The 12,739-nt window shown below is 59.1% G+C and carries 13 protein-coding genes and 1 pseudogene; 8 read left to right on the top strand and 6 right to left on the bottom strand.

Translation table 11 applies throughout. The features are described from left to right. Positions 1-53: 53 nt before the first annotated feature. Both ACIOVD_RS18605 and ACIOVD_RS18600 read right to left on the bottom strand, forming a co-directional pair. Positions 54-1,235, bottom strand: coding sequence for an aminotransferase class V-fold PLP-dependent enzyme (locus ACIOVD_RS18605; RefSeq protein ID WP_401129538.1), 1,182 nt, complete (start codon positions 1,233-1,235; stop codon positions 54-56). Between the two features lie 27 nt (positions 1,236-1,262). Then, a complete protein-coding gene (locus ACIOVD_RS18600) occupies positions 1,263-1,499 on the bottom strand; it encodes a DUF3820 family protein (protein ID WP_095169812.1) in 237 nt (78 codons plus the stop codon). A gap of 203 nt (positions 1,500-1,702) precedes the next feature. On the opposite strand from ACIOVD_RS18600, the gene ACIOVD_RS18595 reads away from it, so the two are divergent. Then, the gene (locus ACIOVD_RS18595; RefSeq protein WP_095169811.1) at positions 1,703-2,170 is read left to right on the top strand and encodes a PA2169 family four-helix-bundle protein; all 468 of its coding nucleotides are present in this window, start codon (positions 1,703-1,705) and stop codon (positions 2,168-2,170) included. A 384-nt stretch (positions 2,171-2,554) separates the two neighbouring features. Here ACIOVD_RS18595 and ACIOVD_RS18590 read toward each other — a convergent pair whose 3' ends face one another. Beyond that, positions 2,555-3,025, bottom strand: coding sequence for a MaoC family dehydratase (locus ACIOVD_RS18590; RefSeq protein ID WP_338522905.1), 471 nt, complete (start codon positions 3,023-3,025; stop codon positions 2,555-2,557). 43 nt (positions 3,026-3,068) lie between these two features. Continuing rightward, positions 3,069-4,013, bottom strand: a complete 945-nt coding sequence (locus ACIOVD_RS18585) for a lysophospholipase (protein ID WP_401129535.1) — start codon at positions 4,011-4,013, stop codon at positions 3,069-3,071. Positions 4,014-4,210: 197 nt separating this feature from the next. Here ACIOVD_RS18585 and fadD2 point away from each other — a divergent pair, with 197 nt between their 5' ends. Both fadD2 and fadD1 read left to right on the top strand, forming a co-directional pair. Further along, positions 4,211-5,899, top strand: a complete 1,689-nt coding sequence (gene fadD2, locus ACIOVD_RS18580) for a long-chain-fatty-acid--CoA ligase FadD2 (RefSeq protein ID WP_401129533.1) — start codon at positions 4,211-4,213, stop codon at positions 5,897-5,899. Positions 5,900-6,229: 330 nt separating this feature from the next. Next, positions 6,230-7,930 carry a long-chain-fatty-acid--CoA ligase FadD1 gene (gene fadD1 / locus ACIOVD_RS18575; protein WP_095169808.1) on the top strand — a complete coding sequence of 567 codons (1,701 nt, stop codon included), beginning with the start codon at positions 6,230-6,232 and terminating at the stop codon, positions 7,928-7,930. Positions 7,931-7,975: 45 nt separating this feature from the next. Here fadD1 and ACIOVD_RS18570 read toward each other — a convergent pair whose 3' ends face one another. Further along, a complete protein-coding gene (locus ACIOVD_RS18570; RefSeq protein WP_095169807.1) occupies positions 7,976-8,353 on the bottom strand; it encodes a hypothetical protein in 378 nt (125 codons plus the stop codon). A gap of 199 nt (positions 8,354-8,552) precedes the next feature. Here ACIOVD_RS18570 and ACIOVD_RS18565 point away from each other — a divergent pair, with 199 nt between their 5' ends. The 3 genes from ACIOVD_RS18565 (at position 8,553) to def (ending at position 10,405) form a co-directional block, all read left to right on the top strand. Continuing rightward, positions 8,553-8,744, top strand: coding sequence for a CsbD family protein (locus tag ACIOVD_RS18565; RefSeq protein WP_095169806.1), 192 nt, complete (start codon positions 8,553-8,555; stop codon positions 8,742-8,744). Between the two features lie 168 nt (positions 8,745-8,912). After that, the gene (locus ACIOVD_RS18560; RefSeq protein WP_159997587.1) at positions 8,913-9,863 is read left to right on the top strand and encodes a YihY/virulence factor BrkB family protein; all 951 of its coding nucleotides are present in this window, start codon (positions 8,913-8,915) and stop codon (positions 9,861-9,863) included. Between the two features lie 2 nt (positions 9,864-9,865). Continuing rightward, on the top strand, positions 9,866-10,405 hold the full coding sequence (gene def / locus ACIOVD_RS18555) for a peptide deformylase (protein ID WP_095169804.1): 540 nt from the start codon (positions 9,866-9,868) through the stop codon (positions 10,403-10,405). Between the two features lie 6 nt (positions 10,406-10,411). Here the strand turns inward: def and ACIOVD_RS18550 are convergent, their stop codons facing one another. Then, positions 10,412-10,819: a GNAT family N-acetyltransferase gene (locus ACIOVD_RS18550; RefSeq protein ID WP_401129529.1), complete on the bottom strand. Its 408-nt coding sequence runs from the start codon at positions 10,817-10,819 to the stop codon at positions 10,412-10,414. 582 nt (positions 10,820-11,401) lie between these two features. Between ACIOVD_RS18550 and ACIOVD_RS18545 the strand changes: the two are divergent. Together ACIOVD_RS18545 and ACIOVD_RS18540 are read left to right on the top strand one after the other, a co-directional pair. Next, positions 11,402-12,184 (top strand): annotated as a pseudogene (locus ACIOVD_RS18545) (PAS domain-containing protein); the annotation flags it as partial. A 3-nt stretch (positions 12,185-12,187) separates the two neighbouring features. Continuing rightward, positions 12,188-12,727 (top strand): methyl-accepting chemotaxis protein, encoded by a 540-nt coding sequence (locus ACIOVD_RS18540; protein WP_371917601.1) that lies wholly within the window; start codon positions 12,188-12,190, stop codon positions 12,725-12,727. Positions 12,728-12,739 lie beyond the last annotated feature (12 nt).

Below are 12,739 nucleotides of genomic sequence, written 5' to 3'. Positions count from 1 at the left end.
GGCTATTTGGCGCACTTGGTCGGTGCGCCTTTTTTTTTGTTCTCGTTGGCGTCTCAGCTCAATTCGATCAACGCCTGTGTCAGCAGCCGCATGTCCCGTGCGGTGCTGGTCAGGCCCGGGGTGATGCGGATGCACGGGCCGCAGGCCGAGCCGCTGCGGGCCACAGTGAATAGGTTGTAGTCCTTGAGCAGGCGCTCGACCATCGGTTGCTGATCCGCCTGGTGGGTAAACCGTACGGAGCTGATCGCGCAGTACAGGCGCGGGTCATCCGGGGTCATGACTTCAATCCCCGGTACCTTGCGCACGGCGCTGACCCACAGGTTGCGCAGGTAGTTGAGGCGCGCGCCTTTGGCTGCGGCGCCGCCCATGGCTCGATGCTCTTCGAACACCAGGGGCAGGGTCAGCAGGGCTGGAATGTTCGGGGTGCTGTAGGGCGTGCGGCAGCGGATGTCGCTCGTGGGGAAATGGAACTCGCCCATGTCCGGATCAATCGCGGCCAGGCGCTGCGGCGCGATGTAGATGAACCCCAGGGTCAACGGGCCGCCGATCCATTTGTGCAGGTTGTAGCCGGCAAACTCGATGCCCAGTTCATCCAGGTCGAACTCGATCTGGCCGAGAGCGTGGGCGCCGTCGAGGATTACGTCGATCCCGTGTTCTCGGGCAGCGCTGGCAATGGCCTGGACCGGCAGCACCAGGCCGGTGCGGTGGGTGACGTGAGTCAGGGCCATTAGCTTGAGACGCGGATATTGCTCGAATGCCGCGCGATAGCTCGCCAGCAGGGTCTCGAAACTCGCCGGGTGGGCATGCTGGATTTCAATCACTTCCACGCCACGATGGCGGGCCAGCCAGCGCATCGCACTTTTTACCGTGTCGTATTCCAGGTCGCAGAGCAGTACCTGGTCGCCCGGTTGCAGGCCGTTGTAATTGCGAATCAGCGCTTGCAACCCATCGGACGCGCAGCGGGTGAAGGCGACCGCCTCGGCGGGTACCCGCAGCAAGTCGGCCAGGTGCTCGCGCACGGTCACGCTCTCGAACTGTTCGAAGCGCTGGCGCACATGCACCGAGTTACTGCGGTTGATCAGTTCGATATTGCGCTGGTACTCGTCGATCACCGTACGCGACATACGGCCGAAATAGCCGTTTTCCAAGTTGATCGGACCTGGCTGGACATCGTAGCGATCAGCGAAGGTTTGCCAGAAAGCTTCATCACGGGCGCGTAGCGTGTTATCGGGCATGGGGCGACTCGGTGCGGGTTCAGTGGCTCAGTGACGAGGTTTGGGTTTGCCGTGTTTGGCCCGCAATGGGTCCAGCAGATCGGACAACCCGTTGTGGTCGATTTCCTGCATCAATGCCAGCAGGCCGCCCAGTTCACCGTGGGGGAAACCCTCGCGGGCGAACCAGTTGAGGTAGGGGCCAGGCAGGTCGGCGATGATGCGTCCCTTGTATTTGCCAAAGGGCATTTCGCGGGTGATCAGTAATTCGAGCTTTTCAGGGTTCATCGGTCAGCGGTCCTGGTTCAGACACTTTGGAAAATACAGGCATTCTGCATGCAGGCCAATTGACAGATCATGCAAATAGCGTGGATACAGATTCCATCTAAAATTCTAACTCATTGAAAAATAACGGAAATTTATCAATTCAAAAGCTGGCACACGAGCTGCAACTCCTTATGCAACTCTCTCAACCCGCAAGGAATTGAAAAATGACCGACATTAATAAAGAAGCGATTTCAGTCCTCAACGACTTGATCGAGACCAGCAAGGACGGCCAGGAAGGGTTCAAGACCTGCGCCGAAGACATCAAGCATCCTGAACTCAAGGCGCTGTTTGTCAAACGTTCTACCGACTGCGCCACCGCCGCCGCGGAACTGCAGAGCACCGTGCGTTCGATGGGTGGCGATCCGGAAACCTCCACCAGCGTCAGCGGTGACCTGCACCGTCGCTGGGTCGACCTCAAGTCGCTGGTGACCGGCAAGGACGAAGAGGCGGTACTTAACGAAGCCGAGCGCGGCGAAGATCATGCCCTGAAGGCTTACAAAGAAGCGCTGGAGAAAATCAACAAACACAACCTGGTGAACATTCGTGACCTGGTTGAACGTCAGTACCACGGCGTGCAACGCAATCACGATCAGGTCAAAGCCCTGCGCAACCAGGCGCGTGCTCGCTCGTAAGCGTGTAGCTGTGTAAAAACGCCGCTCGTCCAGCCATGGACGGCGGCGTTTTTTTTGGCCCAGCCACTGCAATCAAGTTGGATTAAATCCGGTCCACAGCCAGACGACTTTTTCACCTTCAATCCGTGGCATCGCAGTGGCGTAGTCGAGCCAGTGTCATGGGCAGTCGGACGGGGCTGTCATGGATGTAAGGTTGTTTTAAGAAGTGGCGATGTACAGGTAGGCGCGGGCTAGCGGTTGGCCTGGATTAATCTCATGGACATAAAAAATCCGCAGGCCTTATCGGGCTGCGGATTTCTCTTGGCATCGCGGATCCGTCAACGCGGACCGCATTGCCCTCAGGCAGACACCTTTGTGGGTGTCAGGGCCTGGTGCGAGGGCGAATCAGCCGATGCTGATTGCGGGCAGGGTTGGCAGGGTCACGGTCTGCTGCTTGCGCGGGGCGAGGATCTCGGCTTCGCCATCGACCACCAGTTCATCACGCTGGTTGAACACTCGAGTGGCGATGCGTACGCGGAACTTTGGCAGTTTTTCGAGGATTTCCAGGCGCACGGTCAGGGTGTCGCCGATCTTCACCGGCTTCTGGAAAGTCATTTGTTGACCGAGGTAGATGGTGCCCGGCCCAGGTAGTTCGCAGGCGACTGCGGCGCTGATCAGCGCACCGCTGAACATGCCGTGGGCGATACGTTCCTTGAACATGCTGGCGGCCGCGAATTCAGGGTCCAGGTGCACCGGGTTGTGGTCGCCGGACATCGCCGCGAACAGCTGGATATCGCGCTCTTCCACGGTCTTGCTGTAGCTGGCGGTCTGGCCGACTTCGAGGGCTTCGTACGGCGTGTTGGTAACCTGGGTCATGTGTCTTGGATCCTGTGACGAGTTAAGTGAAAAAAACCGAAGGTCATTCGGTCCTGGCAGGACGGCGATGGCTCAAGGCCCCGGCCAGCCAGGTGAGCAGGTCCGCAGTCACTTCATCGCGGTTGCTCTCATTGAACAGTTCGTGCCGGGCCTGGGGGTAGATCTTCAGTTCCAGTCCCTGGCTGCCGGCGCGGCGTAGCGCCTCGGCCAAAGAGGTGAGACGCTTGCCCTCACTCACCGGATCACATTCACCGCCGATCACCAGTAACGGCAGGCCCGGATCGATCTGGGCGAGATTGGACGCTTTGCTGATCTGCTGCAAGCCGCCCAGCATGTCGATCCACAGCTGATTGCTGCAGCGAAAGCCGCAGAGCGGGTCGCGGACGTACTTGTCGACTTCGTCGGGATCGCGGCTGAGCCAGTCGAACGCGGTGCGATTGGGCTTGAACGCCTTGTTGAATGAACCGAACGACAACCACTCCAGCAACGCACTGCGCCCGGTAGGGCCCTGGCGCCAGTGTTCGAAACGGGCGATCAGGCGCGCTGCGCGGTACAGCGCCACCGGCTGGAAATTCGAACCGCTGAGGACCGCGCCATGCAGGCTGGCGCTGTGGTGCAGCAGGTACGCCTGGGCGATGTAGCTGCCCATGCTGTGGCCCAGCAGCACGATGGGCACGCCTGGATGCTGTTGGCCGATGTGCTGGTTGAGGCTGGCCAGGTCACCCACCACTTTGCACCAGCCGTCGGCGTCGGCGTAGTGCCCCATGACCCCGTTGGTGGCGGTCTGGCCGTGTCCGCGCTGGTCCAGGGCATACACGCCGTACCCCTGGTTACACAATTGTTCGGCCAGGCGTGCGTAGCGTGCGCTATGTTCCGCCATTCCATGGGACACCAGGATCACGGCCTTGAGCGTACCCTCCGGCAACCATTGGTTGACGAACAGTTGGCTGTGGTCGTTCGCGGTCAACCAGAACGTATCGTGGATCATGGCGATTCCTTTGCGCGGGGTCGCAGCATTGTATAGCGCAACAACCCGGGGACGGGTAATGCGCAAAGCCCGCGGCAGCAAGATTCACGCGATCAATGACGCCGGTGCTGATATTTGCCTGATTCACCATAACTGCTAGTGTCCCAGAAGCTCCGCTCAGGCGGCCCGGATTGGCTCAGGTATAGAGGACAATAATAATGCAAGCTGATTTCTGGAATGATAAACGCCCGGCCGGCGTACCCATCGATATCGACCTGGGTGCCTACAAGTCGGTGATCGAGGTGTTCGAACGTTCCTGCAAGAAATTCGCTGATCGTCCCGCGTTCAGCAACATGGGCGTGACCCTGACCTACGCTGACCTCGAACGCTACAGCGCAGCGTTCGCCGGCTTCCTGCAAAGCCAGACTGACCTGGTGCCCGGCGATCGCATCGCGGTGCAGATGCCCAACGTCCTGCATTACCCGATTGCCGTGTTTGGTGCCATGCGCGCCGGCCTGATCGTGGTCAACACCAACCCGCTGTACACCGCGCGCGAGATGCGCCACCAGTTCAAGGACTCCGGTGCCCGGGCGTTGGTGTACCTGAACATGTTCGGGCAGAAAGTCCAGGAGGTGCTGCCCGACACCGAGATCCAGTACCTGATCGAAGCGAAGATGGGTGACCTGATGCCTACCGCCAAGGGCTGGCTGGTCAATACCCTGGTGGACAAGGTCAAGAAGATGGTCCCGGCTTACAATCTGCCCCAGGCGATCTCCTTCAAAAGTGCCTTGCGCATGGGCCGTGGGCAGAGCATCAAGCCGCTTCAGATCGGTCTCGATGACGTCGCCGTGCTGCAATACACCGGCGGCACCACGGGCCTGGCCAAGGGCGCGATGCTGACCCACGGCAACCTGGTCGCCAACATGCAGCAGGCCCGTGCCTGCCTGGGCCAGTTCGGTCGTGACGGACAACCGCTGTTGCGCGAAGGCCAGGAAGTGATGATCGCGCCGCTGCCGCTGTACCACATCTATGCCTTCACGGCGAACTGCATGTGCATGATGGTGACTGGCAACCATAACGTGCTGATCACCAACCCTCGGGACATCGCCGGCTTTATCAAGGAACTGAAGAACTGGCGCTTCTCGGCCTTGCTTGGGCTCAACACCTTGTTCGTCGCGTTGATGGATCACCCGGACTTCAAGACCCTGGATTTCTCCAGCCTGAAGCTGACCAACTCCGGCGGCACGGCACTGGTCAAGGCCACCGCCGAGCGCTGGGAAAAGCTCACCGGTTGCCGGATTACTGAAGGCTACGGCCTGACCGAGACGTCGCCGGTGGCCTGCACCAACCCCTATGGCGACCTGTCGCGCATCGGCACCGTGGGCATGCCGGTACCGGGCACCACGCTGAAGGTGATCAACGACGATGGTGTCGAGCAAGCCATGGGCGAGCGCGGCGAGTTGTGCATCAAGGGCCCGCAGATCATGAAGGGCTACTGGCAGAAACCCGAGGCCACCGCGGAGGTGCTGGATGCCGAGGGTTGGTTCAAGTCGGGTGACATTGCGGTGATCGATCCGGATGGTTTTGTGCGCATCGTCGATCGCAAGAAAGACATGATCATCGTCTCGGGTTTCAACGTGTACCCCAACGAGATCGAAGACGTGGTCATGGCCCACCCCAACGTTGCCAATTGCGCGGTAATCGGTGTGCCGGACGAGCGTTCCGGGGAAGCGGTGAAGCTGTTCGTGGTGGCGCGTGAAGCCGGGGTCAGCCTGGAAGAGCTCAAGGCCTACTGCAAAGAGAACTTCACCGCCTACAAGGTGCCCAAGCACATCGTGCTGCGAGATTCGTTGCCGATGACCCCCGTGGGCAAGATCCTGCGGCGGGAGTTGCGCGATATCGCGTAATGAATTGTTAGCGATGCAGCAGCAAGAAGGGGCGCTCGAGTTGGAGCGCCCCTTTTTTTGTCCCAGTAAAAGCGCGCGGAGCCCTGTAGAACGGGGCTTTCACGGCATATAGAATTTTTACTCTAAAAATGACCATTGATTGGTCTTGAGTCATTATCGTGACCGTAGAGCCTTCGTTTGGCTCTAGTAGGCCCTTGGCAAAGCTGCTACTCTCGGCGCGCTTTGTGACTTCTCGGCCTTGAGTAAAAGCCAGATTCACCAAAAAACACACACCAATAATAATCGCATCAAATGCGGTGAAGAATTCGCGTTGCTGAGGAGTGGGCTTCCATGATCGAAGACTTTTGGAAGGATAAGTACCCAGCTGGGATTGCTGCCGACATCAATCCAGACGAGTATCCGAATATTCAGGCAGTGTTGAAGCAATCCTGCCAACGCTTCGCCAACAAACCGGCTTTTAGCAACCTCGGCAAGACACTCACCTACGGTGAGCTGTACGAACTGTCCGGGGCATTTGCCGCTTATCTGCAACAGCATACCGATTTGCAGCCCGGTGATCGAATCGCCGTACAGTTGCCTAACCTGTTGCAATACCCGATCGCCGTGTTTGGTGCCATCCGCGCCGGCTTGATCGTGGTCAACACCAACCCGCTGTACACCGCGCGGGAAATGGAACACCAGTTCAACGATTCCGGGGCCAAGGCCCTGGTCTGCCTGGCGAACATGGCGCACCTGGCCGAGGCCGTGGTACCCAAGACCGGCGTCAAGCATGTGATCGTCACCGAAGTGGCGGACCTGCTGCCGCCACTCAAGCGCCTGTTGATCAACAGCGTGATCAAGTACGTGAAGAAGATGGTGCCGGCGTTCAACCTGCCCAAGGCCATCAAGTTCAATGACGTGCTGAGCAAAGGCCAGGGGCAACCCGTGACCGAGGCCAACCCGGCCAGCAGCGACGTCGCCGTACTGCAATACACCGGCGGCACCACCGGCGTGGCCAAGGGCGCAATGCTGACCCACCGCAACCTGGTGGCGAACATGTTGCAGTGCAAGGCGTTGATGGGCTCGAACCTGCACGAAGGCTGCGAGATCCTGATTACCCCGCTGCCGCTGTACCACATCTATGCCTTCACCTTTCATTGCATGGCAATGATGCTGATCGGCAACCACAACATCCTGATCAGCAACCCGCGCGACCTGCCGGCGATGGTCAAGGAACTGTCGAAGTGGAAGTTCAGCGGGTTTGTCGGCTTGAACACTTTGTTTGTCGCGCTGTGCAACAACGAAGCCTTCCGCAAGCTGGACTTCTCGGCGCTCAAGGTCACCCTGTCCGGTGGCATGGCCTTGCAACTGGCCGCCGCCGAACGCTGGAAAGAAGTCACCGGCTGCCCGATCTGCGAAGGCTACGGCATGACCGAGACCAGCCCGGTGGCCACGGTCAACCCGATCCAGAACATCCAGATCGGTACCATCGGGATTCCGGTTCCTTCGACGTTGTGCAAGGTCATCAACGACGAGGGCGTCGAGCAGCCGCTGGGCGAAATCGGCGAGCTTTGCGTGAAGGGGCCGCAGGTGATGAAGGGCTACTGGCAGCGCCAGGACGCCACCGATGAAATGCTCGACAGCGAAGGCTGGTTGAAGACCGGTGATATCGCGCTGATCCAGCCGGATGGCTACATGCGCATTGTCGATCGCAAGAAAGACATGATTCTGGTCTCCGGTTTCAACGTCTATCCGAATGAACTGGAAGACGTGCTGGCGACTCTGCCAGGCGTCCTGCAGTGCGCAGCCATCGGCGTGCCGGACGACAAGTCGGGCGAGGCGATCAAGATTTTCATCGTTGCCAAACCTGGCGTGACCCTGACCAAGGAACAGGTGATGACGCACATGCGTGCCAACGTCACGGGTTACAAGGTGCCCAAGGCTGTCGAGTTCCGCGATGCGCTGCCGACCACCAACGTCGGCAAGATCCTGCGTCGCGAACTGCGGGACGAAGAGCTGAAGAAGCTCGGTTTGAAGAAGGTCAGCGCCTGACCCATAAAAAACCCCGCCGATGCGGGGTTTTTTGTGGGTGGAACGTTACTGCTGGAACTGCGCGAAATTCACATTGGTGCCGGCCGGACGCATGTCCTGCAGGTACGAGTCCTTGTCGGCACTCAGCTCCAGGCTCAGGGCAGCCTTGCGCTTGCCTTCGTTGCGCACTACCAGGCCTTCGAGTTTTTCCCGCAGGAACACGGTTGGCACTTTCAAGTGCAGCAACTGGTCGGTGTCCGGGGTGTGCATCAGCAGGTGAATCCACTCGTACTGACCCACGGCCAGGCGGGCCACCGGGATATCGAACCACCAGATGTTGCGGTTGCGGTTCAGTTCAGTGAAGTGGCAGTTGTTGACGCCAAGCACGGCACCACCCAGTTCCTGGTTTCTGCGGGCAATGGCCTGCTTTTTATCGAGTTTCATAACGTTCCTACGGGATTGGACGTTCAGCGCCAAGGCCTGAATACGTTGCGCATTCTCCCGGCAAAGCCCACAAACATAAAGCCCAACCTGCATCTGGCGATGAAATGACGCAGTGAAAATAAATGAAACTCCGCCTGACGCCCGCCGGTCAACCTCTACGTAACGACACTGACCTTTGAATGTTCACAGGAGCAAGACCATGAGCAGCACTGGCGATAAAGCGAAAGGTTTGGCCAACGAAGCGATCGGCAACATCAAGCAGGGTGTCGGTAAAGCCACCGATAATCCCAAGCTGCAGACCGAAGGCAAGATCCAGGAAAAGAAAGGTGAGGCCCAGCAAGCGCTCGGCGACGCCAAGGACGCAGTCAAGAAAACAGTCGACAAGGCCTGATAGCCGCAAGGCAGGGCAACGGCCATCCGCGGGTGGCCGTTTTTTTGTCGACTAAGGTTAAGCAACGCGTGGAAATTGTTTCAAGGTCGCCAAACAGGTTACCTTGTTGTAGAAAACGGCCCCTGAGTCGCCCCCGACTACAACCTGATTGCGGCGAAAGGAGACGCTATGATTTTCCCGGATTTGAAAGGCTTGCCCCTGCATCGCGTGATGATGCGCACGGTCACCGAGTTCGTCGACGACGAAATGTCGACCTATGCCTCGGCGCTGGCCTATCAGATGCTGTTCTCGCTGTTTCCTTTCATCCTGTTCCTGATCGCCCTGATCGGGTTCCTGCACTTGCCGGACTTCTTCTCCTGGCTGCGCCTGCAATCGGAATTGGTGTTGCCGCCCCAGGCCCTGGAACAAGTGAACCCGGTGATTGACCAGTTGCAGCAATCCAAAGGCGGGTTGCTCTCGGTGGGTATCGTCATCGCCCTGTGGACCGCCTCGGCCGGTGTGCGGCTGATGATGAGCGCGATGAATGCCGCCTACGACGTGGTCGAAGGACGGCCGATCTGGAAGCGCTTCCCGCTGTCGATTTTCTACACCGTCGGTATCGCCGGCATGCTGCTGGTGGCCGCGGCCTTGATGGTGCTTGGCCCGCAGGTGATGGAATGGATCGCATCGCAGATTGGCATGCAGGAATTCATCGTCACGGTCTGGACCATTCTGCGTTGGCCGGTGATCGTGATTCTGCTGATGATCGCGGTGGCCTTGATCTACTACGTGATGCCCGACGTAAAGCAGGAGTTCCGCTTCATCACCCCAGGTTCGGTGCTGGCGGTGGTGGTGTGGATCATCGCTTCCCTGGGCTTTGGTTTCTACGTGAAAACCTTCGCCAACTACAACGCCATGTATGGCAGTATCGGCGCGATCATCGTGCTGTTGCTGTACTTCTATATCTCCGCTGCAGTGCTGTTGCTGGGGGCAGAGATGAATGCGGTGATCGAACACATGTCGAGCGAAGGCAAGGACCCTGGCGAAAAGGTTCCGGGCGAGCACGACCACGCACATAAACACCACGTTTCGGGACTGGGACGGGACCACTCGCTCAAACCGACCACTGACGAAGCCTGACCATGATCCGTGAAATTCTCAAAATGGGCGATCCGCGCCTGCTGCGTATTGCCCCGCCGGTTCCGGCGCAGATGTTCGACAGCCCTGAGTTGTGGCAGTTGATCGACGACATGTTCCAGACCATGGAAAGCGTCGGCGGGGTCGGCCTGGCCGCGCCGCAGATTGGCGTCGACCTGCAACTGGTGATCTTCGGCTTTGAACACAGCGAGCGATACCCCGACGCGGAAGCCGTGCCGCAGACCATCCTGATCAACCCGCTGATCACCCCGCTGGAGCCCACCCTGGAGGAGGGCTTCGAAGGTTGCCTGTCAGTGCCCGGGTTACGGGGTGCGGTGCAGCGCTACCAGCACATTCGTTATGAGGGCGTCGATCCCAAGGGCGAGCCGATCGTGCGTATGGCCTCGGGGTTTCATGCCCGCGTGGTGCAACACGAATGTGATCACCTGATCGGCCGTCTGTACCCGTCGCGGATCAGCGACTTTGCCAAGTTCGGCTTTACCGAGGTGATGTTCCCCGAACTCGACCCAGCGGCGGACGACTGATCCCGATCAGCTACGCCCCATGGCAATCATCGGCTTGCTGCGGCTGTAGCGCAGCAGGCGCTCGGCCAACGCATAGGGCAGTTGCGGGCCGGCGCTGAAGCCGTTGCCCTGATAGAACTCACGCAGGTCCGGGTGGCACAACAGCCACACCGGCTGGGTGACCGTTGCCAGCGCCTCGGCCATCAATGCCGCTGCCACGCCCTGGCCGCGACAGGCCGGAGCAACCAGCAGGCCCGTCAGCCATAACCCTTCGGCCATGGGTCGCAGACACAGGCCGGCGACTATCTCATCACGTTTACCGACCCACAATTGTGCATCCCGTACCGCTTTCATCGATGACTGATGACGGCGGTAGAACTTGTTCATCAAGGGCCACAGCGCGTCATCTAGCTGTGTGTACTGGGTGTGGGGCATGAAAGAGGCCATCGGTGCGCAAAGCCGTGGATTATAAAAGAACGGGCGCTCTGCGATAGGTGTATACCTGAACTCACATCCTGTATGAGTGGAGTAAGTATCATGGCCAAAGGCATGGATTCAAAAAAAGCCGCGAAGAAAAAACCGGCAAAAAGCGCCGATGAAAAACGCGCAGACAAGAAAGCCAAGAAGGTCGGTATATTCGGCCACTAGTCAGACCCGTCTCGACGGAGCCCGGCAAGCGGGCTCCGTATTCAGCTCCAAGCCAACAACCCCTCGCTGCCAGATTTTCCTGCGCTGATGTACTGACGTCGGGCGGGTGCTGAACCGATTTTGTCCTCGATGGTGGCTTATTAGTGGCCTTGCATCCATGCCGAGCCTGTCTATGCTCAGCACTGATCTTCCTGATCAGGATGTCCGGGCCAGAACGCTGTCCCCACGGACTCTCCGATTACCCATCATTTATCACCTTATCTGTCCTTGCGCTGGAGGAAGGCGTGTACCTGTTCCATGGAACGTTGTGGTGGATCCGTTGAAAGACCGAAGTACTTTCATCAATCAAAAGACCGCGCTTAGGGTGATATGACCATGTTTAACCTACATCACAAGTCTGACCTGCTCGAAATCCAACGCTTCAGTTGTGCTTTGAGCGAGGCCAACGCCAAGCTGGCGGCGGTCAGTCGCTCGATGGCGATGATCGAGTTCGACCCTGCCGGGGTGATCCTCGATGCCAATGAAAACTTCTGCAAGGCAATGGGTTACTCCCTCGAAGAAATACGCGGCAAGCACCATCGGATCTTTTGCGAGGGCGATTACGCCAAGAGCGAGGAATACCAACGCTTCTGGCGTGAACTGGAGCGTGGCGAACCCAACAGCGGGACGTTCCAGCGCCTGGACAGGCAAGGGCGGGAGGTTTGGCTCGAAGCCAGCTACATGCCGGTGATCGGTGCCGACCGGCAGGTGCACAGCGTGATCAAGGTGGCCACGGACATCACCGCCCGAATCATCAAGGAGCATGAGAACCAGGCACTGGTGAATGCCTTGGGCCGGGCGATGGCGGTGATCGAGTTCTCCCCCGACGGCAAAGTCATCAGTGCTAACGATAACTTCCTGCAGACCATGCATTACTCCGCGGGCGAAGTGATGGGCCAGCACCACAGCCTGTTCTGTCACCGTGCGGAAAGCGAGTCGTCGGCCTACAAGGCATTCTGGGCCTCGCTCAACCGTGGCGAATATCACTCACACCGCTTCGAGCGGGTCGACAAGTTCGGGCGCATCGTGTTTCTGGAAGCCTCCTACAACCCGATCTTCGACGCCAAGGGCCGGCTGTACAAGGTGGTCAAGTTTGCCAGCGACATCACCCAGCAGGTGACCACCCTGCAATCTGCCGCCGAAGCCGCGCATTCGACCTCGGTGCAAAACGACGCCTGTGCCCAGAAGGGCTCGCAGGTGGTGCAGCAGACGGTACAGATCATCGAGCAGATCTCCCAGGATCTGAACGAGGCTGCGCTGAGCATCGATGCGGTCAGCAAGCAGTCAGACATCATCGGCACCATCGTGCAGACCATTCGCGGCATCGCCGACCAGACCAATCTGCTAGCCCTCAACGCCGCTATCGAAGCCGCGCGGGCCGGCGAGCATGGACGCGGATTTGCCGTGGTGGCCGACGAAGTGCGCAGCCTGGCGGCGCGCACCAGCAAGGCGACCCTGGAAATTGTCGACGTGGTGCGCAAGAACCACGACCTCTCGTTGAGTGCGGTGTCGAGCATGCAATCGAGCTTGAGCCGTACCGGGTTGGGGGTGGAGTTGGCCAACGAGGCCGGCGAGGTAATCCTGGAGATCCAGCAGGGGTCACGGCATGTGGTGGATGCCATCAGCCAGTTCAATGAGACCCTGCAGTTGCACTGACGGGTGAGGGGG

Source organism: Pseudomonas sp. NPDC087626 (genome assembly GCF_044743405.1).
GTDB lineage: Bacteria > Pseudomonadota > Gammaproteobacteria > Pseudomonadales > Pseudomonadaceae > Aquipseudomonas.
Note: the sequence above shows the minus strand (reverse complement) of the source record. Positions and strands in the feature narration are given on the sequence as shown.

Excerpts from the sequence above, each read along its gene's own strand:
- ACIOVD_RS18605 (WP_401129538.1), bottom strand. The coding sequence starts at position 1,235 with ATGCCCGATAACACGCTACGCGCCCGTGATGAAGCTTTCTGGCAAACC.
- ACIOVD_RS18600 (WP_095169812.1), bottom strand. The coding sequence starts at position 1,499 with ATGAACCCTGAAAAGCTCGAATTACTGATCACCCGCGAAATGCCCTTT.
- ACIOVD_RS18595 (WP_095169811.1), top strand. The coding sequence starts at position 1,703 with ATGACCGACATTAATAAAGAAGCGATTTCAGTCCTCAACGACTTGATC.
- ACIOVD_RS18590 (WP_338522905.1), bottom strand. The coding sequence starts at position 3,025 with ATGACCCAGGTTACCAACACGCCGTACGAAGCCCTCGAAGTCGGCCAG.
- ACIOVD_RS18585 (WP_401129535.1), bottom strand. The coding sequence starts at position 4,013 with ATGATCCACGATACGTTCTGGTTGACCGCGAACGACCACAGCCAACTG.
- fadD2 (WP_401129533.1), top strand. The coding sequence starts at position 4,211 with ATGCAAGCTGATTTCTGGAATGATAAACGCCCGGCCGGCGTACCCATC.
- fadD1 (WP_095169808.1), top strand. The coding sequence starts at position 6,230 with ATGATCGAAGACTTTTGGAAGGATAAGTACCCAGCTGGGATTGCTGCC.
- ACIOVD_RS18570 (WP_095169807.1), bottom strand. The coding sequence starts at position 8,353 with ATGAAACTCGATAAAAAGCAGGCCATTGCCCGCAGAAACCAGGAACTG.
- ACIOVD_RS18565 (WP_095169806.1), top strand. The coding sequence starts at position 8,553 with ATGAGCAGCACTGGCGATAAAGCGAAAGGTTTGGCCAACGAAGCGATC.
- ACIOVD_RS18560 (WP_159997587.1), top strand. The coding sequence starts at position 8,913 with ATGATTTTCCCGGATTTGAAAGGCTTGCCCCTGCATCGCGTGATGATG.
- def (WP_095169804.1), top strand. The coding sequence starts at position 9,866 with ATGATCCGTGAAATTCTCAAAATGGGCGATCCGCGCCTGCTGCGTATT.
- ACIOVD_RS18550 (WP_401129529.1), bottom strand. The coding sequence starts at position 10,819 with ATGCCCCACACCCAGTACACACAGCTAGATGACGCGCTGTGGCCCTTG.